Below are 20,948 nucleotides of genomic sequence, written 5' to 3'. Positions count from 1 at the left end.
AATATTTTTTGTGTATCTGTTATTATAACATTATTTTGAAGAAAATAATATAAATTAATTAATAATTTGTCACTATTGTTCCTTTACCATTTTTTTTAGCTGTATATAGAGCCATATCTGCTTTTTTATATAAATCATTTATTGTTTTTAGTTCTATCTTTTTTTCAGCAACTCCTATACTTATACTTTTATTAAAAGCCTCAAATTCTGATAAAATTATTTTAGCTAAATTTAATGCTTCTTCTTTTGTTTTTTTTACTAAAATTAAAAACTCATCTCCACCCATTCTTATTGCATAACTTTCGGAATTAATAGTCTCTTTTATTATTTTAGAAAGAGCTTTTAGTATTTTATCACCTTCAATATGACCTTTTGTATCATTTAAACTTTTGAAATTATCTATATCTAGTAAAATTACACTAAGATGTTCCATATTATTATAAATTTTAGAAATTTTTTCTTCATAAAAATTTCTATTATATAAACCTGTTAAAACATCTCTGTATACTTTTTTATTTACTTCATCTATATTTTGATAATATAAATAAAATTCACTAACTTTATCATGCTTTATTGGAAATACTTCAATTAATACCTCACCTTCGTCTGAATCAATTACAGGTTTCACACTAATTCCAAAAAATTTTTTTAATTTTTGTTGCTCTTCTGATAAGTAGAATTCCTTTTCAAAAACAACAATTTGAGAAGCTTTAGAGACTTCTCCTAAAGATTTTCTTAATGGACATTCGGGACAGTTTTCGGTTTCCCCACATCTTTGATTACTGTCTTCTGTATGAATACAAGTAAATAAATTTCCAAAAAGTTCACCTAATTGTTGATTTTTTAAATGCTTTTTTTTCATTATACTCATCATATACTTATTTAAAAATTTAACTTCAGCCTTATTATTTAATACAACGACTCCTGTTGATAAAGTATTTAAAATTAATTGTAGTCCCTCTAACATTTGTATCCCCCTAATTATTTTGATTAAACTTTTATGTCCAAATTTTTTAATCTTATTATTAGTAGTATAACTTTTGTTCTATTAAAAATCAAACTAATTTTTATTTGTTATGATTGTAAACAATTGAACATATTATAAAGTTGAAAAATTATACCAAAACTTTTGATCTAAAATTTCAAATATACAATCTCTTAAAATAGTTGTACAATATGTCGTAAATTTAACAACAAAAGGAGTTCTAAATGAAAAAAATTTTATTATCTTTAGCAATACTAACAATTTTTACAGCGTGTGGAAAAGAAGAGGTTGCTCCACAAGAAGTTATAGTTGAACAGACTACTGTTATTGAAAAAGTGCCTACTAATAGTGCTATTGAAGCTATTGAACAATCTGTTGTAGCAGATGTAATCGAAGAAACAAGTGGAGATGTTATAATTCCAAACTCTGAAATTGTATCAACTGAAGAAATAGTTGAAACAGTTGCTAACTAATTATAAAATCGAGCATCAAGATTTTCTCTTGATGCTTATTTTTTTATAAACTTAAAGGAAATAACTATGTTTAACTGTATAATTTTAATATAAACTATATATTATGGAGGTGGGTGAGAGAATATTTATCAAAATATCTCTCTTGAAAATGGATATAAAAGATAACGAAAAAGTGTTGACTGTCAAAGACTGGATTATAATTCAAATAATTATGATGATTCCCATTGTAAATATAATTATGTGGATTAAATGGCTAGTTTCTGATAAAACTAATCAAAATTTAAAAAATTTTTTAATTGCTTCTTTAGTTATGCTAGTTATTGGTATGATTATTTGGTTTCTTTCAATGACATTTTTAATGACTTCAAGTATGCAATAAAAAAAAGGATAAAATTCATTTAGAATTTTATCCTTTTTTATTTTAAACTTTTATATGGCTCTATATTTAACAATTCATCAAGTTTGACAAATTCATATCCTTTGCTTCTATAATATGGAATTAATTTTTTCAAAGCTTCATATGATGTATCTTTATCTGGTTGTGTATGCATAAGAATAATACTTCCATTTTTTGTTTCTTTTTCTTGAGTATTTACTACATAATCTAATGATCTCTTTGCATTCCAATCCTCTCCATCTACATTCCAAAGCACTATATTCATATCTAAATTTTTAACAGCCTTTTTTACATTTTCTGTAATTATACCGTATGGTGGTCTATATAACTTTGGAGTCATACCTATAATATCATTAATTGTATTATTTGTTTTTTCTATTTCAGATATTATAAGTTCTTGAGATGCCTTATCAAAATTTGAATGCGTATAACTATGATTTAAAACTAAATGTCCTTCCTTATAAACTCTTTCAACTTCTAATTTTCTATCTAAAATATTTTTACCTATGAAAAAAAAGGATGCTTTTATCTCTTCTTCTTTTAATAAATCTAAAACTTTCGGAAGAGAAGTATCATTCGGTCCATCATCAAAAGTTAAAGCTATCTTTTTGATTTTACTATTTCCTTGAGAATATATTTTTTCTTTTGCAAATCCATTACTAAAAATAATAAAAAATATTATCATTAATGAAAATAACTTATTTTTTTTTTTCATGATTACCTCCAAAGCTTAAAAAAATTTTAAAATAAAAAGACATACTTTGTTTTATCTATTCGTTGAAAATACTTACCTTCCTTTTATTTTAAATACAGCTTGAAATTTAATAATATATTTTTTATTTCAAACATATCATAACTATATATTTTTTATATTTTATTTAATTAATAATACCAGTGTATAATAACAAAAATTTATAACAATAATATTTTTTATTTGGTACTATTTGGAGGGGATTTTTTATGAGTTTAATTACAGCTATTATTTGTGTTTTGGGAGCTCTAGCTATCGGAGAAATAATTTCTATTAAAACTAAGGCTATTGTTCCATCTGTTTTTATTACCGCTATTGTTTTTTTAATTGGTTATTGGACAATATTTCCAGAAAATATTCTTGAAATAGCTGGATTCGTAACTCCAATTATTATAAGTTCTATGCTTTTTCTTGTTACACATTTAGGAACTATGTTAAGTTTAAAAGAACTTATTAGACAATGGAAGTCATTTTCAATAGCTATTTTTGGAATATTGGGAATTTGTTTTGGAACTTTAGTTTTAGGAAAACTATTTTTTCCTTGGGAAATGTTAGTTATTGCAACCCCGCCACTTAGCGGAGGTGTTGTTGCTTCAATTATTATGTCCGAGGCCGCAACTGCTAAAGGATTGCCTGAGCTTGCTGTTTTAGCTGTTGTTATGTATGTTATGCAAGGATTTATTGGTTATCCTTTAACAGCTTTTGTTCTAAGATTAGAAGGAACAAGTCTTTTGAAAAAATTTAGAAAAGGGGAAGCTATTAATCTTGATAAAAAAGAGATTGAAGAAGAGGAGACAAAGCGATTAATTCCACCTTTACCGAAAGAATATCAAACAACTTATATTGTTCTTTTAAAGCTTGCTCTTTTAGTTGGAGGTGCAATTTTATTTACAGAAGCAATTAATGAAGTTGTTTCTAGATATGTTATCTGTTTATTTGTTGGAGTAATTGGTGCTGAAAGTGGCTTTATTGAAAGAAAACCTTTAAATGTATCTGGAACTTTTGGATTTTATATGACTGGTCTAATGGCTTTTATATTTGGAGGATTATCTAAAGCTACTCCTGAAATGCTTCAAACTCTTTTGATTCCTTTCATAGGTATTATTGGATTTGGTGTAGTTGGAATGTTAATATTTTCATTTGTCGTTGGTAAAATTTTAAAAGAATCTTCTCCAATGGCTTGTGCCATATCTTTAAATGCTTTATATGGATTTCCTGCAAATTATGCTTTAACAGTTGAAGCAGCTAAATCTTTAGGAGAAACAGAAGAAGAAAAACAATTTTTAATTGATGCTATGTTACCAAAAATGTTAGTTGGAGGATTTGTTTCTGTAACTATTGTTTCTGTTATTATAGCTGGAATATTTGTAAAATTACTATAAGGAGGATAGAAAATGATTAAAAAACTTGTAGAACAAAATAAAAATTATATTATTAACATGAGAAGGGAGTTTCATAAATATCCTGAACCAAGTTTTCAAGAATTTAGAACATCTAAGAGAATTCAAGAAGAATTAACAAAAATGGGGATTCCATTTAAAGTAATTGCAGGTACTGGCGTAGTTGGATTTATAAATAAAGGTAAAAAAGGTAAAAAAATTATTTTAAGAGCAGATATGGATGCCTTACAAGTTCAAGAGTGTACTGGTGTAGAATATTGTTCTGTAAATAACGGTTTGATGCATGCGTGTGGCCACGATGGACATTCTGCAATGCTTTTAGGAGCTGCTAAAGTATTAAATGAAATAAAAGATACTTTAGCTGGCGAAGTTCGACTTTTTTTCCAACCTGCAGAAGAAATTGCGCAAGGTGCTTTAAAAATGCTTGAAGAGGAACCTATTGATAATGCAGATGGATGTTTTGCAATTCATTTATGGAGTGATCTTCCTTGTGGTAAAGTTTCTGTAGAAGCTGGTCCTAGAATGGCATCAGCAGATATATTTGAAATTGTTGTAAACGGTAAAGGTGGGCATGGATCGCTCCCACATCAAACTATTGATGCCGTTGTTGTTGGTTCAGCTTTAATTATGAATTTACAATCAATTGTAAGTAGAGAGATTAGTCCGTTAGAATCTAGTGTTGTAACTGTCGGTTCTTTTCATTCTGGAACAAGATTTAATGTTATTGCAAATCAAGCTATTTTAAAAGGAACAACTCGTGCTTTTAATCCTGAAATTAGAAATAATTTTAAATCAATATTAGAAAGAGTTACAAAGGGAACTTGTGATACGTATAGAGCTTCTGGTCAAGTTAATTATACATATGGAACTGCACCTTGTATAAATGATGAAAATTGCTCAAAGATAGCTTTAAAATCTGTTGAAACTATTCTTGGAAGAGATGGAATTATAAAAATGGAAAAAATTACTGGTGGAGAAGATTTTTGCTATTTCTTGGAGAAAGTACCCGGAGTTTTAGCTTTTGTTGGAGCTGGAAATCCAGCTAAAGATGCTAATTATCCTCATCATCATGAAAAATTTGCAATAGATGAAGATTCTCTAGAAATTGGTACAGCTTTATATGCTCAATATACTTTAGATTTTTTAAGTTAAAATAAAAACACACGGAATGATCCGTGTGTTTTATTTTTTCAGTAACTCAACAATTGTATCAAATAATATTTGGCAACCAGCTTCTATATCTCTTTCTTTAGTTAATTCTTCTTTACAATGACTTCTTCCATCAACACTTGGTACAAATATCATCGCTGATGGGATATGTTGTCCTAAAATACTTGTATCGTGATTAGCTCCACTATAGAGCTTTGTATAATTATACTTTCTTATTTTTATAGTATTTTCTATTATATCTAAAATATCTGAATTAGATTTTACTCCCTTTGCTTCAGCTATTTGTTCAATTTCACAATAGAAACCTTTTTCTTTTAATTCATCTAATTGGCTACCTATTACATCTATTACAGTTAATAAATTTTCCTCATCGATTCCTCTTAAATCTATTGTGAACTCTATAAATTTAGCAATTATATTAGTTTGATTCGGAAATATATTTATTTTTCCAACAGTTGCTACTATTGAACTATCATCCATAGATTTTACAATATTTGGTATTTCTGAGATTAACTTACATCCTTCTACTACAGGATCTAATCTGTACTTCATAGGTGTAGCCCCTGCATGATTAGACTCACCTTTTATTATTATCTTAAACCACTTTAATCCTACAATACCTTTAACTACTCCAAGAGATTTATTTTCTAAATCTAATACTCTTCCTTGTTCTATATGAAGTTCAATCATAGCCTTAAACTTATTAGAATCAAATGAAATCTTATCTATATCCTCTGGATTATATTCTACTGCTTTCATAATTTCATACATTGACTTTCCATCCGAATCTTTAATTTTCTTGCTATGAGCTGTAGAAAAATTTTTACAAAAAGCTTTGCTTCCTATTAAATTAGTACTAAAATGAGGCCCTTCTTCTTCAACAAAAATTGAAACTTGATAATCATTATAGATTTTCACTTCATTCTTAGAAAGTATTCTAGCAACTTCAAGAGCACCAATTACTCCGAGGTTCCCATCATATTTTCCTCCATTTGCAACAGTATCTATATGTGAGCCACTTAATACAATCTTTTTATTATCTCCATTTCCTTTTAAAAGTCCATGTAAGTTTCCAATACCATCAAACCAAACTTCCATACCAGCAGCTTTCATTTCACCTATCAAGTATTCCTTTGCTCTTTTATCTTCAATAGTAAAAGAATATCTGCTACAACCATTTTTAGGAGTGTTGTTAAATGTATTTAAAATTTCTAAGTCACTCATAATTCGTTTAATATTAATTTTCAAAACTCGTCCTCCAAATATTTTAATTATAGTTGTTCGTTATCTATATTTACTGTATTATCTATCCAATACCTACAAAGATCTTCATTAATATCGTATAATACTCCTCCATTACTCTCTACAGCTTTTCTAGAAGGTATATTATCTTCATAAATTGTTATTAAAATTTTATAAACACCTTTTTCTTTTAGAAGCTCTACTCCTTTTTTTATAATTAATTTACCATATCCATTACCTCTAAATTTTGGAGAAATACTAACACCCATATTTCCACCATTTATTAATAAATTTTCATTCAATTGAGGTCTTAATTTTAATATTCCTACAATTTCATTATTAATATACATCCAATATATTTCTTGCATTACTCGACCTATTGGCTGAATTTCCTCTGAATCTTTTAAAAATTTTTTTAATAATTCTTTGAATTCTGTTTTATCACTTGGAGGGGTCATATGAAATCCATTTTCTCCTATTCCTAAATCACAAAGAAATCTATAAACATCAACTCCATCATTTAAGTTAGATTTTTTCATTTCAAGTTTCATATAGTCACTCTCCTTTAAAATTTTTGTTCTTATGATATTATTATATTGAGCCTCAAATGTCAATACAAAATTATTTTTATTAAAAATATATTCCAATTTTTTTTAGAGAATGTTACTATGAGGTTAGAAAAATAATAAAAAGGAGTTTATATGAAAAATACTATTAAAGGCATTCTTTTTGATTTAGATGGAACTATTTTGAATACTCAAAAAATGAATATAATTCCATTACAAAAGTTAATTTTAGAGGAACTTGGAAAAGAAATTTCTTATGATAATCTTATTAAATATTGTGCATATCCTGGCAAACAAACTATTAAAATGCTTGGTTTTGATAATATTGAAGACTCTTATGGTAAATGGGTTAAATATGTTAATGAATTTGAAGAAGGGGCAGTTTTATATGATGGATTTAATGAGGTTTTTAAAACTTTATATGAGAAAGGAATTAAAATAGGAATAGTTAGTTCTAAAATGAAAAAACAGTATGAAATTGATTTTATTCCTACAAAACTAGATAAATATATTAACTGTGCTGTCCTTGCAGAAGATACTACTCTTCATAAACCTAATCCTGAACCATTACTTTTAGGAGCAAAGCTTTTAAGCTTAAATCCAGAAAATGTTATATATGTTGGTGATACCATAGCTGATGAGATTGCTAGTAAAAAAGCTGGTATGAAATTTGCTCTAGCTTCTTGGGGAGCAATCGATATTTCTAAAACAACAGCTGATTTCATTTTGAATAAACCATTAGATATTTTATCAATAATTTAAAGGAATTTATAATTTTCTAAATATATTATTTAATATAACTCTGAATATTTATATTCCTAGTAGTTATTTCATGAATTCAACTAAAGTTAATTATTTTCAATAAATAAGTTTTCTGATACACTAATATATAAAATCTTCCATAGAATATTTGAAAGCTCATGCTAATGACTTAGTATTGATAATAATAATTTCGTTTAATAAAGTTTTGAAATAAAAATTAGAGAGGAACTTTCTCCTCTCTTAATATTTTATAAATTTATATAAGAAATTCCCTCAGCAACTATTTCAACAGGACCATCTATAAAAACTTCATTATTTTCATGAGAAACTTCTAACCAACCTCCCGGTTGAATAATTTTTGCAAAATCTATATTTTTATATTTTTTTAAATAATATCCAACTGCAGTTGTCCCTGATCCACAACTATTTTCCCAAACTCCATCAAATCCTTGAACTTCTACATATGGTACCATATGCATTTTATTATAATCAAAAAACATCACTCCAAAAGCTGAATATTTTCTCTTATTAGAATACTCTCTAATTTTATTTATAATTTCATTATCTACAGAAGACTCTACAATAAAATGAACAATTCCTTCAAAAATAATTTCACTTATTTTTAAAATTTTTTCTTTTGATAATTTTAAATCTATTGTTTCAGTAGAAATACTTTTAGGCATTTTAATTCTTGATAAAAATATATTATCAATTTCTGAAACTCTAACTTCTACATTTAATTTTGAATTTTCACCAGAGCAAGTTATTTTATAATCTTTTTTATTTTTAAAATTTATATCATTAAACGCTAAATAAGCTGCAAAAGATCTGCAAGCATTTCCACAAAACTCTCCGCCCATCATTTGAAGATGAGTATCATTAATAAATCCTACTTGTTCTGCATACAAATTTAAATCACCCATAGAAATTTTAGAAATTTTTTGAATATCATCGCTATCTATATTTTTCATATCATAAAGTAAAGTTATATTTCCTGCTGGATTTATTTTTGAAAACTTTAATTTTTTTAAACTCATTCTCTCCTCCTTATTGTATATAATTATTCAAAATGACTAAGAATAAGTTCATAAATTATATTAGCCATCAATCTAGATGTTCTATCATCATAATCAAAGGTTGGATTAATCTCTGCTACATCTATTGTTAAATTTTTTGAATATCTTGCAATTGTTTTTAAAAGAGGTAATGCATTTCTTGGATTAACTCCAAAAGTTTGTGGTGCACTCACTCCAGGAGCAGAAGTTATATGAAATACATCAGTACATAATGTTAAATGTATATAGTCATTTCTCTTTAAAATCGAGTAAAGATCATCACTTGGAATAGTTCTTATCTCTTCAGCAAAATAATATTTAACTCCTAATTCATCTGCTCTATCAAAAAGTCTCTTAGTGTTAGAAAATTTTTGAATTCCGAAAACATTATAATCAAAATTTAACGCTTTTTCCTTACAAATATCAGCTATTTGTAGAAACATAGTTCCTGAATTTCTACCGTTTTTATACTCTCTCATATCAAAATGAGCATCAAAATTTATTATTCCAATCTTAGGTTTTTCTTCTTTTTTTAAAGCATAATCTAAAATTCCAGAATAATTTGCAAACGCTATATCATGACCTCCTCCTAAAACAACTACTAGAAAATTTCTTTCTTTTAAAGCTGAAACTATTTCAGACATTCTTATATGAGCTGACTCCAAGTCATGATTTATAACTTCGATTGTTTCTTTTAAATCATAAAATTTTAAATCTTCTTTAAAAATTGGGAATCCTGACAAAGCTTTTTTAACATGAATCCATCCATCTTTTGCTCCTAATCTTCCGGAGTTTCTTCTAACACCCTCATCAGAATTAAAACTTACAAAACAAACTTTTTTCTCTTTTAAATCAACTCTAAGTAATTGATTTAATTCCATAACGTTAACAACTTGGTGTATACGAAGAACATCTAATTCTTCTCCATCTATCCTTCCGCTCCAGTACATATCTTATCTTCTCCTAGCTTTTTATTAAATATTATACACAATTTCTCCATTTTTTATAACCATTTTTGTATGATTAATACCAAAATGATAAAGAATATACTCTAACGATTTAGAGTTAAACATAACTAAATCAGCTTTTTTCCCAATTTCAATAGAACCTATTTGCTTCTCTTTATTTAATGATTTTGCTCCATTTATTGTAACTGCTTTTATAATCTCTATTGGAGACATATTTAAGTATAAAGCTGCTATCTGCATAATTAGTTGTAAATTTTCAGTAGGACATGATCCAGGATTATAATCTGTTGATAAAGCTATTTGAACTCCATGGTCAATCATTTTTCTAACAGGAGCGTATTCTTTTTTTAAATAAAAGGATGTCCCAGGAAGAATATTAGCAATAACTCCACTATTTTTTAGTGCTATTATTCCTTCGTCGCTAACAGCCATTAAGTGCTCAGATGATGTAGTCTCCAACTCTCCAGCTAATTCAGCCCCTCCAATACTTTCAATTTCATCAGCATGTATTTTTAATTTAAATCCTAGTTTTTTTGCTGCTTTTAGTACCTCTCTACTTTGATCTACAGAAAAAATTCCGTGCTCACAAAAAATATCACAAAATTCTGCCAAATTTTTTGCTTTTATTTCAGGAAGCATTTGAATAATATTTTTAATAAAAGCCTCTTCTTTTCCTTTATACTCCTTTGGAATAGCATGAGCTCCCATAAAAGTAGAAACAATATCAATAGGTTGTTCTTTATCTAGTATTTGATTAACTTCTAGCTGCTTTATCTCTGTTTCTAAATCTAATCCGTAACCACTTTTACTTTCAATTGTAGTAACACCAAAGGCTAACATTTTTTTTAAACTAATTTTAGCTTTTTCAACTAGCTCCTCTTTTGTAGCTTCTTTTGTAGCTTTTACAGTACTTAAAATTCCACCACCAGCATTTAAAATTTCCATATAAGTTGCTCCCTTAGCTTTTAAGAACATCTCATTTTCTCTAGATCCACCATGTACTAAATGAGTATGAGAATCAATTAGTCCAGGAATAACAACATTTTTTTCAGCATCAATAAGAATAGTATTATTCTCTATAAGACTACTATCATAATCACCTTCTCCTAAGGAAAATATGTGGCCATTTTTTATAGCCACATATGCATTATTTAATACTTCTATATTTTCCATGGAGGTTTTATTAATAATATCAATTTCTTTAGAAGTTATTAGAACTCCTATATTATATACTAATAAATCACTCGCCATTTTTACTCCTTTATTTTACTAATTTTTCTATTAAATTTTCGTTTACAATATATGGTAAAGTAATATGATCTGTTCCCTCATTATTTTTATTAAATTCTATAACAGTTTCTATAGAGTGTGGATTTCTTGCCCAAGCTCTTCTTGCAACTCCTCCCATAACATCCCATGGCATTGCTTGAGCTAAAATATTATCTACTCTTTTACTTCCGTCTAAAACCATTCCAAATCCACCATTAATAGATTTTCCTATTCCTACTCCACCACCATTATGTAATGCTATCATAGTCATTCCTCTGGCAGCATTTCCAGCAAAACATTGTGTTGCCATGTCAGCCATAATATTACTTCCATCTTTTATGTTTGATGTTTCTCTAAATGGTGAATCTGTTCCTGAAACATCATGGTGATCACGTCCTAACATAACTGGTCCTATCTCACCTTTTCTAACCATATCATTAAATTTTAAAGCTATTGCAGTTCTACTCATAGCATCTTGGTAGAATATTCTAGCTTGTGTTCCTACAACAAGTCCATTTTCATCTGCATCTTTAATCCACATATAGTTATCTCTATCTTGATATCTTCTATTTGGATCTACTAGTTCAAGAGCTGCTGCATCAGTTTTTAAAAGATCCTCTTTTTTACCTGATAAACAAACCCATCTAAATGGTCCATAACCATAATCAAATAGTTCTGGTCCTAAAATATCTTCAACATATGATGGAAATATAAATCCACCTTTATCATCTCTTCCATTTTTTGATATCTCTTTAATTCCAATGTCATAAATAGATTTTAAGAAACTATTTCCATAATCAAAGAAGTATACCCCTTTAGTTGTTAAATTTTTAATTACGTTGTAGTGTCTTCTTAATGTTTCATCAACTAATTTCCTAAAAGTTCCTCTATCTTCTGCTAGTAATCTTGTTCTTTCTTCAAATGTTATCCCAACTGGACAATATCCTCCGTCGTAAACTGCGTGACAAGACGTCTGATCAGACAACAGATCTATATGAACGTTATTTGCATCTGCGTATTCTAATAAGTCTACTATATTTCCTAAATAAGCAATAGCATATGGAGTTTTTGAATCCATTTTCTCTTTAGCTAAATCAAAAGCTTCCTTAGGAGTTGAAACAAATTTATTTATCCAACCTTGTTCTAATCTAGTTTGAATTCTAGATAAATCAACTTCTGCGATAATAGAAACCCCTTTAGCTATAACAGTAGCTTTTCCTTGAGCGCCACTCATTCCTCCAAGTCCTGATGTTACAAATAGTTTACCCGCTAAATCTCCATCAGCAGGAACTCCACAGAAAAGTCTTCCTGCATTTAAAATTGTAGAATACGTACCGTGAACTATTCCTTGAGGACCAATGTACATCCATCCTCCTGCAGTCATCTGACCATAGTTAGCTACTCCAAGAGCTGCCCCTCTAGCCCAGTTATCGTAATCATCAAAAGCTCCAATCATAAGTCCATTAGTTATTATAACTCTAGGAGCTGAAGGGTGAGATTTAAATAATCCTGTTGGATGCCCTGAAGCTACAACTAAAGTTTGATCCATTGTTATATTTTCAAGATATTTTTTAATTAATCTATATTGCATCCAGTTTTGACAAACTTGTCCTGTTTCACCATAAGTCACAAGTTCATATGGATAAAGAGCTATGTCAAAATCTAAATTATTATCTATCATAACTTGAATTGCTTTAGCATCAGTACATTTTCCTTCATATTCAAATATAGGTTTTCCATGAATATTTCCTGCAGGTCTAAATCTATATCCATATATTCTACCGTGAGTATGAAGCTCTTCTAAAAATTCAGGAGCTAACATCTCATGGAATTCTTCTGGAATATATCTTAAAGCATTTTTTAACGCTAATGCAACTTCATCTTTTTCTAAATGTACAACTCTTTTAGGAGCTCTTCTAATTTTAGGATCAAACTTAGGTGCTTCTAAAGGGATATCATAGGCAGTTAACTTAATAGTCATAGCATTGAAAATTTCTTGATTTAACATAATTTAAAACCTCCACACTTTATATTTTTTAAATGACTTTAATAATTTCTAAAAAATTTAACTTCTGATAATGTTAATACCTCGAAAAATATGAAAAATATAATATATATTTTATATAAAGTCTATTCAAAAAAAATACAATACTCTCTATTATTATGTTTTAAGAATAAAATACGAACTATAATTTTTTTTAAAAAAAAGAAGTGTTGACTTTAATTTTTTTTAAAGGTATATATTTGATTAGAATACATCTGAATTACTAAATTGGTTTTAAAAATATCTTTGGAGGAATAAATGTATCAAAAAAAAATAAAAGAAAATAATGAAAAAAAGGTCTTTCATTATATTTATCAAAAACAAAGGAATCTATCTATAGCTGATATTTCTAATGATTTAAATATAAGCTTTCCAACTGTAAAAACGATTATTAATAAATTTTTAAATACAAATATTATAAAAGAGGATTTAAAAATAGGATCTGGTTCAGGAAGAAAAGCACAATATTACTCTTTAGAAAAAAATTTTTTTTATAGTATAGGAATATCAGTACATTTGAAAGCATTGAAAATACATCTTGGAAATGAACGAGGTGAAATATTAAAAGAGGTTATTATAAAAGATGACTTTTTTAAAGAAACTTTAATAGAAAAAATTGACGACGCTTTAGATGAGTTTCTTGCAGATATTCAAAACCATGTAAAAGAAAAAATTATAGGAATAGGAATATCTATACCTGGAATCGTTGATAATGAAAATAATATAATTGAAATTACTTCATCCATAAGAATTAATTTAGATAAAATTAAAATTCTGTCTAAGAGATATAACTTAAAAGTTCTTATTGATAATGAGGCCAATCTTTGTGCTATAGCTGAAAAATTTTTAGGAATAGGAAAAGATTTTTCTAACTTTTTAGTACTTAATATTTCAAGTACTTTAAATATGTCAAGTTTTATAGAGAAAGATTTTTATGGTGAATTTTTTTTAAAAGCCTCTAGAGTTAATCATATGATTATAAATTTCAACGGACTTTTATGTGAATGTGGAAATAAAGGGTGTTGGGGAAAGTATGTTTCTGAACTATCTTTAGTTGAAGAAGCGAAAAAAGTTAATCCAAATATAGTTAAATTAAAAGATGTATTTAAAAATGAAAATTTTGAAAATAAACAAATTAAAGAAATATTTGAAAAATATTTAGATTATTTATCTATTGGCATTAAAAATATTATTTTTATGTACAATCCAGAAAAAATTATTATTTCAGGAAATATCTCTCAATATAAAGACTTCTTTAAAGAAAAACTGATAAAAAAAATATATGATAAAAATATTTTTTTTAGAGGAAGTGAAACAATTATATTTTCAAACTTTGGAGAGCGTAGTGTTTCTCTTGGAGCTACAATGTTACCGTTAATAGATGAACTATTTTAAGGAGGAAGAAATGAAAAATACTTATGTGATTGAAAAAAAGGACATTTTATTAGAGGATCTTATGAATATTACTAGAAAAGGTTACAAAGTAAAAATTTCAGAAGAAGTATATAAAGATGTTGAAAAAGCTAGAGAGCTCGTTGAAAGATACGTAGCAGATCAAAAAGTTTGTTATGGAATAACTACTGGTTTTGGAAAATTTTCTGATCAAGTTATCTCTGAAAATGAAACAGAAGCTCTTCAAAAAAATCTAATAATGAGTCACTCTTGTGGAGTAGGAAACCCTTTATCCATTGAATATGTTAAAGGAATTATGATGTTACGTATTGTCAATCTTTGTAAAGGACATTCTGGAGTTAGAAAAATAACTTTAGATACTCTTGTTGAAATGTTAAATAAAAATGTAACTCCATATATTCCAGAAAAGGGTTCTTTAGGAGCTTCTGGTGATTTAGCTCCTCTTTCTCATATGGTATTAGTTATGCTTGGTTTAGGAAAAGCTTATTATAAAAATGAACTTCTTTCTGGAAAAGAAGCTATGGAAAAAGCTGGTATTAAAATCTTAGATTCTCTTTCATCTAAAGAGGGATTGGCTCTTATAAATGGAACACAAGTTATGACATCTATTGGTGCTCATGTGACATATGATGCTTTAAATTTAATGAAACATCTTGATTTAGCAGGTGCTTTAAGTATAGAAGCCTTAAATGGAATTATCTGTGCTTTTGATAAAAAAGTTCATAAAGTTAGACCTCACGCTGGGCAAATAACAACAGCTGAAAATATAAGAAAAATATTAAAAGGAAGTAAATGTATAACAAAACAAGGAGAGCTAAGAACTCAAGACCCGTACTCTTTAAGATGCATACCTCAAATTCATGGAGCTAGTAAGGATGCTTTTAATTTTATAAAAACAAAAGTAGAGATAGAGATGAATGCTGTTACCGATAATCCTATTATCTTTGTAGATGAAGATGAAGTTATCTCTGGCGGAAATTTCCATGGGCAACCAATGGCACTCCCATTTGATTTTTTAGGAATAGCTCTTTCTGAAATGGCTAATATATCTGAAAGAAGAATTGAAAGACTTGTTAATCCTCAATTAAATAATGGATTACCTGCATTTTTAGTTGAAAAAGGTGGTGTTAATTCAGGATTTATGATTGTTCAATATAGTGCAGCTTCTTTAGTTTCAGAAAATAAAGTTTTAGCACATCCTGCATCTGTTGATTCAATTCCATCTTCAGCTAATCAAGAGGACCATGTTTCTATGGGAACAATTGCAGCTAGAAAAGCTGGAGAGATTTTAGGTAATGCTAGAAAAGTTATAGCTATGGAAATTTTATGTGCTTGTCAAGCAATTGATTTAAAAAAATCTAAAGACTCTCTTGGTTTAATGACTCAAGAAGCTTACAAAATCATCAGAGAAAATGTAAAGTATTACGATGAAGATAGAGTTATGTACCCTGATATAGATACAGTTGAAGATGTAATTAAGAAAAATTTAATTATTGAATCTTTAGAAAAAGAAAATCATCATATTAAAAATTAAGAATTACATCAAAATTAATAGGAGGGCAATATGATTTTTAATCCAGTAATACTCTCTGTTTCCACTATGATTATACTCAGTTTATTAAAATTAAATGTAATTTTAGCTATATTAATTGCTGCTTTAGTTGCAGGAGTAACTTCAGGAATTGGAGTTAATGAAACGATGAAAACTTTGATACTAGGCATGGGTGGAAATTCTGAAACTGCTCTGAGCTATGTACTTTTAGGTACTTTAGCTGTTGCTATTAATAGTACTGGAGTCGCTGCACTATTATCAAAAAAAATTTCAAAAGTTGTTAGTGGAAAAAAATGGATTCTTGCCGTAATTATTTCTACAATAGCTTGCTTTTCACAAAATTTAATACCTGTGCATATAGCTTTTATTCCTATTTTGATTCCTCCTTTATTAAAATTAATGGATGAGTTAAAAATGGATAGAAGATCTATGGCTTGTGCTTTAACTTTTGGTTTAAAAATGCCATATATTGTTTTACCTGTTGGCTTTGGTTTGATTTTCCACGGAATTCTTAGAGATCAGATTGTCAGCAATGGACTAAATATTGAGCTTAATCAAGTTTGGAAAGCAACTTGGATTTTAGGATTAGCAATGTTAATAGGACTTTTGATTGCTATTTTTATTAGCTATACAAAGCCAAGAGTTTACAAGGATTTAACTATAGCTGGTGTTCATGAAGAGATACCTGAAAAAATGGAGTTAAAGCATTGGTACACTTTATTATCTGCTATAATAGCCTTTGGAATTCAACTATATACAGGATCTTTACCTCTAGGAGCAATTGCTGCTATATTATTTATGTTAATTACTAAAGTTATTAGATGGAATGAGATTGATGATTTAATAAATGGTGGTATTGGTATTATGGGATTAATTGCTTTTATTATGTTAGTTGCGGCTGGTTATGGAAGCGTAATTAGAAATACTGGCGCAATTGCTCCTCTTGTTCAAAGTGTTGTGGGGGTTGTTGGGGGAAGTAAATTAATGGGATCATTTGTAATGCTTTTAGTTGGTCTTTTTGTAACTATGGGAATAGGAACATCTTTTGGTACAGTTCCTATTTTAGCAGCTATTTATGTTCCATTATGTATAGAACTTGGTGTTTCTCCTCTAGGTACTATTGTTTTAATAGCATGTGCTGGAGCTCTTGGAGATGCTGGTTCTCCAGCTTCTGACTCCACATTAGGTCCAACTGCTGGATTAAATGCTGATGGTCAACATGATCATATAAGGGATACTTGTATTCCTACATTTATGCATTATAGTATTCCTCTCTTAGTTGCGGGAGTAATTGGTGGTGTTTTGTTCTAATAATAAAAAAAGACACTTAAAGGTGTCTTTTTTTATTCATAATTTTTCTTATAAAGAAAAAAATTATGAATATAATTATCGCAGTTATAAGACTATATATTCCTATATTTTTTGTTATTTTTTCTCCATAAAAATATATCAATATACCTTGAGGAATATGCCTCAAAGCTCTACTAAAAACTACTCCTAATAAAAATATTTTAAATTCTATTTCAAGAATCCCTGCTACTATAATATATCCTTCAAAAGGTATTGGTGTAAATGCAGATGTCAGCAATGTTAATAAAGCATTTTTTTCATACATTTTTTTTATTTTAACAAATATTTCTGATTTTAAATATCTATTTTTAATTGGTCCACTAATTTTTCTCCAAAATAAATAACCAATTATGCTACCTAAAGTAGAGCAAATTATTAAAATTATTAATAAATACGCCACTTTCTCTCTTGAAGAAAGATATACTGGTACGGATATTGTCTCCATTGGAATAGGTAATATTGTTGCCTCTAACAATCCAGCTATTGCTATTCCGTAAATCCCAAACTCTTTTAATATTTCAAACATAAACTATCCTTTAAGAATTTTTTTTAATTATACCATTATGGAAACAAATAGTAAATCAATTAAGCTAAAGCCTCTAAAGATTCTGGTAAAATTTGTCCACCGTCTATAATTAAAGTTTGGCCTGTTATATATCTGCTTTCTTTTTTAGCAAAAAACATAACACCGTTAGCTATATCGGAAACATCACCTAAAAATCCTACTGGTACACTTTTTTTCATACTATTAATATAATCATTTCCTTGCTGAGCTAATCCTTCTGTTAATATATTTCCTGGCATAACTGCATTTATTGTAATCCCAAATTTAGCAACTTCTAAACAAGCTGATCTCATAAACCCTAACAACGCCGCTTTACTCGCACCGTAATGACTCCATCCCGGAAATCCTGTTACTGGTCCTGTTATTGATGATGTTAAAATTATTCTTCCATATTTTGCTCCAATCATCTTCTTTATAGAATGTTTAGTTACTAAAAATGTGCTTGTTACATTTACTTTTTGAACTTTTTCCCAATCCTCAACATTCATATCCATTATTTTTTTTTGTGGAAATATTCCACAGTTACTACATAAAACATCTATTTTTGGAATTTTATCTATAACTTCTGCTAGTTCTATCTCTTTAGTTATATCTACTAATCTAAAATGAACACGATATCCTTTATCATTAAGCTCATTCTCTAATTTATTACCACTTTCAAAATCCATATCTAAAAAATATATATCTGCATTTTCCTTGGCAAAAGATTCTACTAGTCCTCTTCCAATACCCTTTGCTCCACCTGTAATAACAACAATTTGATTTTTAAAACTCATATTTCTACCTCCAATTAGTTGTTTATTATGTTATTCTAATTTTTTAGTAATTTCCCTTTTAAAAATCAATAATTACTATTTTTTAGTTTGCAAAAGTTCCGTTTTTTAATTGATATGTTTCTAACTCTAAATAAGTCCTAGTAATCTCATGTAACTTATTTAGAGTATCTATATCTTCTAAATATTCTGATCTTTGCATATCTACAAGTTTTGGCTTAACTCCATCTCCATCAATAAGAAGAAGATTATCTTTTATTACTCCGTAAAAGTTATTTTGTACTATGTAAGCATATGAACTTTCTTCAGAAGAAATAAAAAGATTTTTTCCCCAACTTGAATTTTTATAAGTTCCTCCTAAAATTCCCATTATAGTGGGAAGAATATCTACTTGAGATGATGTGATGTCTCTAATTTCAGGATTAAATATGTCTCCTGGTGACCATAAAAGAAGTGGAATTTTAAAATTTTCCCAATTTAAATCAAAATTTGAATCTGTTTTAAAGCCATGATCAGCTACAAAAACAAAAATTGTATTTTTAGCCCATTCTTGTTTCTTTGCTTTTTCTATAAACTGTCCTAAAGCCATATCCGCAAAATAAAAGGCATTTAACCTATTAGTTAATTCACCAAACTCATTATTTTTAAAACGTTTGTAATTTGAATCTATATCATATGGTGCGTGATTACTCAAAGTAAAAATTGTTGTAAAAAATGGTTTCTTTAAATTATTTAAATAATCTATAGATTTTTCAAATAATTTATCATCTGGTACTCCCCATTTAATAGTTTTATCATCTTTAGAAAAATTTTTTTCGTCTATTATATTATCTACACCATTTAACTTTAAAAAACCAGCCATATTATCAAATTCAGCGTCACCACCATATATAAATGATGTTTCATAACCTCTTTCTTTTAAAATCTTTGGTAACGAATAAAATGCCTTTTGACCTGCTGTAAATTCTTTAGTTACAGAAATTACTTTAGGCGACGGGTATGAAACTGTAACAGAAGCTATACCTCTATTAGACCTAGTTCCAGTAGCATAAAAATTATTAAATAAAACTCCCTCTTTTGCTAGTTTATTAAAATTAGGTGTTAAATCTATTTCAGCTCCTTGAGCTCCAATATATTTTGACATAAAACTTTCCATCAATACAATTACAACATTATAATTTTCCTGATTTTTTTTTGTATCTGTTATTCTTAGTAATGGATTTTTATCAGAAATATATTGTGCTTGTTGATCTTTTACTATTTCTCTTATATTATATTTAAGTTCATCTATTGAAAAAGTTCTTTCCAATGCTCGTCCTTTTCTTTGCTCTTTTTTTAAATTGTAATAAGATCTACCTAAAGAAAAAATAGGATTTATAGCAAATTGGTTCATATATGAATATTCTGAATAATATCCTCTTCCCCAGTCTAAAACTGCCTCTGAAAATCCACCTCTTGATGAAAATACTCCTAATGTTATAATGACTAAAATAGATACCATAGTCTTTAAATTCCCAAAGAAATCAAATCTTAAATTTATTTTTTCTAAATTTTTTTTAGTTAGCTTTATAAAGCCTATTGTTAAAATTAAAATAATTGATAAATTTGTTATAGGGTTATAGTCGTTTCCTGAAAAAAATGTAGCTACTATTTCATTCGTGTCTCCAAAGTAGTTTAAAATAGATGAATTAACATTAAATCCAAATTCTCTAAAATATTCAACATTTCCAAAACTTAAAGAACAAATGATTAAAAATAAAATACTAGTTGGGATTATGTAGATATTCTTTGCTACTCTATAATTTTTTTTATTTAGAATATAAAAAATTATAAATAAAAGTGATGTAATCACGGTGAAACTACCAATAATAGAATTATCGAAAATCCATCCGACTTTAAATCCTTCATAAATTATTTCTTTTGGAATTTTTATTTCTTTGGGAAAAGTTCTATACAAAAAATAAATTCTACTGATTACCATCATAAAATAAAGATAGATATACTGTTTTATAAAAAATTTCAAAATTATAAAACAGTTATTTTGATTGTTCTTTAACATAAAATAAACCTCGCTCGTAATTAATTGAGTATAAATTTTAACATTTTTTTTATATTAATACAAGTTTTCTAGTCTTTCTTGAACTCTTGTAAAAAAGTATGTATCATTTATTTGAAAATCATGATAAAATTAGAGCATTGCGTATCGTAAAAAA

Annotated in this window: 19 protein-coding genes; 8 read left to right on the top strand and 11 right to left on the bottom strand. The window is 27.8% G+C overall.

The genetic code is table 11. The features are described 5' to 3' along the window. Positions 1–58 precede the first annotated feature (58 nt). Positions 59–967 (bottom strand): GGDEF domain-containing protein, encoded by a 909-nt coding sequence (locus MKD34_RS13725; RefSeq protein WP_240222061.1) that lies wholly within the window; start codon positions 965–967, stop codon positions 59–61. Positions 968–1,209: 242 nt separating this feature from the next. Between MKD34_RS13725 and MKD34_RS13720 the strand changes: the two genes are divergently transcribed. Together MKD34_RS13720 and MKD34_RS13715 are read left to right on the top strand one after the other, a co-directional pair. Then, complete coding sequence (locus tag MKD34_RS13720) at positions 1,210–1,458, top strand: hypothetical protein (protein WP_240222059.1); 249 nt, start codon at positions 1,210–1,212, stop codon at positions 1,456–1,458. A 172-nt stretch (positions 1,459–1,630) separates the two neighbouring features. Continuing rightward, the gene (locus MKD34_RS13715; protein ID WP_240222056.1) at positions 1,631–1,837 is read left to right on the top strand and encodes a hypothetical protein; all 207 of its coding nucleotides are present in this window, start codon (positions 1,631–1,633) and stop codon (positions 1,835–1,837) included. Positions 1,838–1,874: 37 nt separating this feature from the next. Here MKD34_RS13715 and MKD34_RS13710 read toward each other — a convergent pair whose 3' ends face one another. Continuing rightward, the gene (locus tag MKD34_RS13710) at positions 1,875–2,570 is read right to left on the bottom strand and encodes a polysaccharide deacetylase family protein (protein ID WP_240222054.1); all 696 of its coding nucleotides are present in this window, start codon (positions 2,568–2,570) and stop codon (positions 1,875–1,877) included. A 245-nt stretch (positions 2,571–2,815) separates the two neighbouring features. On the opposite strand from MKD34_RS13710, the gene MKD34_RS13705 reads away from it, so the two are divergent. Beyond that, positions 2,816–3,988 (top strand): hypothetical protein, encoded by a 1,173-nt coding sequence (locus tag MKD34_RS13705; protein WP_240222043.1) that lies wholly within the window; start codon positions 2,816–2,818, stop codon positions 3,986–3,988. 12 nt (positions 3,989–4,000) lie between these two features. Continuing rightward, positions 4,001–5,158, top strand: a complete 1,158-nt coding sequence (locus MKD34_RS13700) for a M20 family metallopeptidase (protein WP_240222040.1) — start codon at positions 4,001–4,003, stop codon at positions 5,156–5,158. 30 nt (positions 5,159–5,188) lie between these two features. Here the strand turns inward: MKD34_RS13700 and MKD34_RS13695 are convergent, their stop codons facing one another. Together MKD34_RS13695 and MKD34_RS13690 are read right to left on the bottom strand one after the other, a co-directional pair. Further along, positions 5,189–6,424 (bottom strand): M20 family metallo-hydrolase, encoded by a 1,236-nt coding sequence (locus MKD34_RS13695; RefSeq protein WP_240222038.1) that lies wholly within the window; start codon positions 6,422–6,424, stop codon positions 5,189–5,191. A gap of 23 nt (positions 6,425–6,447) precedes the next feature. Next, positions 6,448–6,969, bottom strand: a complete 522-nt coding sequence (locus MKD34_RS13690) for a GNAT family N-acetyltransferase (protein ID WP_240222036.1) — start codon at positions 6,967–6,969, stop codon at positions 6,448–6,450. 150 nt (positions 6,970–7,119) lie between these two features. Here MKD34_RS13690 and MKD34_RS13685 point away from each other — a divergent pair, with 150 nt between their 5' ends. Beyond that, positions 7,120–7,746, top strand: a complete 627-nt coding sequence (locus MKD34_RS13685; RefSeq protein WP_240222034.1) for an HAD family hydrolase — start codon at positions 7,120–7,122, stop codon at positions 7,744–7,746. Positions 7,747–7,994: 248 nt separating this feature from the next. Here MKD34_RS13685 and hisR read toward each other — a convergent pair whose 3' ends face one another. The 4 genes from hisR to MKD34_RS13665 are packed head-to-tail and all read right to left on the bottom strand — an operon-like array spanning position 7,995 to position 13,046. After that, positions 7,995–8,783, bottom strand: coding sequence for a histidine racemase (gene hisR, locus MKD34_RS13680; RefSeq protein WP_240222032.1), 789 nt, complete (start codon positions 8,781–8,783; stop codon positions 7,995–7,997). Positions 8,784–8,806: 23 nt separating this feature from the next. Continuing rightward, positions 8,807–9,751: a formimidoylglutamase gene (gene hutG / locus MKD34_RS13675; protein WP_240222030.1), complete on the bottom strand. Its 945-nt coding sequence runs from the start codon at positions 9,749–9,751 to the stop codon at positions 8,807–8,809. 24 nt (positions 9,752–9,775) lie between these two features. Continuing rightward, entirely contained in the window at positions 9,776–11,020 is a 1,245-nt protein-coding gene (hutI, locus tag MKD34_RS13670; protein WP_240222028.1) for an imidazolonepropionase, read from the bottom strand. Positions 11,021–11,030: 10 nt separating this feature from the next. After that, positions 11,031–13,046 carry a urocanate hydratase gene (locus tag MKD34_RS13665; RefSeq protein WP_274722685.1) on the bottom strand — a complete coding sequence of 672 codons (2,016 nt, stop codon included), beginning with the start codon at positions 13,044–13,046 and terminating at the stop codon, positions 11,031–11,033. 294 nt (positions 13,047–13,340) lie between these two features. Between MKD34_RS13665 and MKD34_RS13660 the strand changes: the two genes are divergently transcribed. The 3 genes from MKD34_RS13660 to MKD34_RS13650 are packed head-to-tail and all read left to right on the top strand — an operon-like array spanning position 13,341 to position 17,358. After that, positions 13,341–14,477, top strand: coding sequence for an ROK family protein (locus MKD34_RS13660; RefSeq protein WP_240222026.1), 1,137 nt, complete (start codon positions 13,341–13,343; stop codon positions 14,475–14,477). A gap of 10 nt (positions 14,478–14,487) precedes the next feature. Then, positions 14,488–16,029: a histidine ammonia-lyase gene (gene hutH / locus MKD34_RS13655; protein ID WP_240222024.1), complete on the top strand. Its 1,542-nt coding sequence runs from the start codon at positions 14,488–14,490 to the stop codon at positions 16,027–16,029. Between the two features lie 30 nt (positions 16,030–16,059). Next, the gene (locus MKD34_RS13650) at positions 16,060–17,358 is read left to right on the top strand and encodes a Na+/H+ antiporter family protein (RefSeq protein ID WP_240222022.1); all 1,299 of its coding nucleotides are present in this window, start codon (positions 16,060–16,062) and stop codon (positions 17,356–17,358) included. Positions 17,359–17,374: 16 nt separating this feature from the next. On the opposite strand, the gene MKD34_RS13645 is transcribed toward MKD34_RS13650, so the two are convergent. The 3 genes from MKD34_RS13645 to MKD34_RS13635 all read right to left on the bottom strand — a co-directional run bounded on the left by MKD34_RS13645 (position 17,375) and on the right by MKD34_RS13635 (position 20,794). Further along, entirely contained in the window at positions 17,375–17,923 is a 549-nt protein-coding gene (locus MKD34_RS13645) for a YqaA family protein (protein ID WP_240222020.1), read from the bottom strand. Positions 17,924–17,982: 59 nt separating this feature from the next. After that, positions 17,983–18,738 (bottom strand): SDR family oxidoreductase, encoded by a 756-nt coding sequence (locus MKD34_RS13640; protein WP_240222018.1) that lies wholly within the window; start codon positions 18,736–18,738, stop codon positions 17,983–17,985. Positions 18,739–18,820: 82 nt separating this feature from the next. Then, a complete protein-coding gene (locus tag MKD34_RS13635; protein ID WP_240222016.1) occupies positions 18,821–20,794 on the bottom strand; it encodes an LTA synthase family protein in 1,974 nt (657 codons plus the stop codon). Positions 20,795–20,948 lie beyond the last annotated feature (154 nt).

The sequence above is a fragment of the Cetobacterium somerae genome (assembly GCF_022430525.1).
Taxonomy (GTDB): domain Bacteria; phylum Fusobacteriota; class Fusobacteriia; order Fusobacteriales; family Fusobacteriaceae; genus Cetobacterium_A.
The sequence above is the reverse complement of the archived record's forward strand: the minus strand, read 5'-3'. Positions and strand labels throughout refer to the sequence as shown.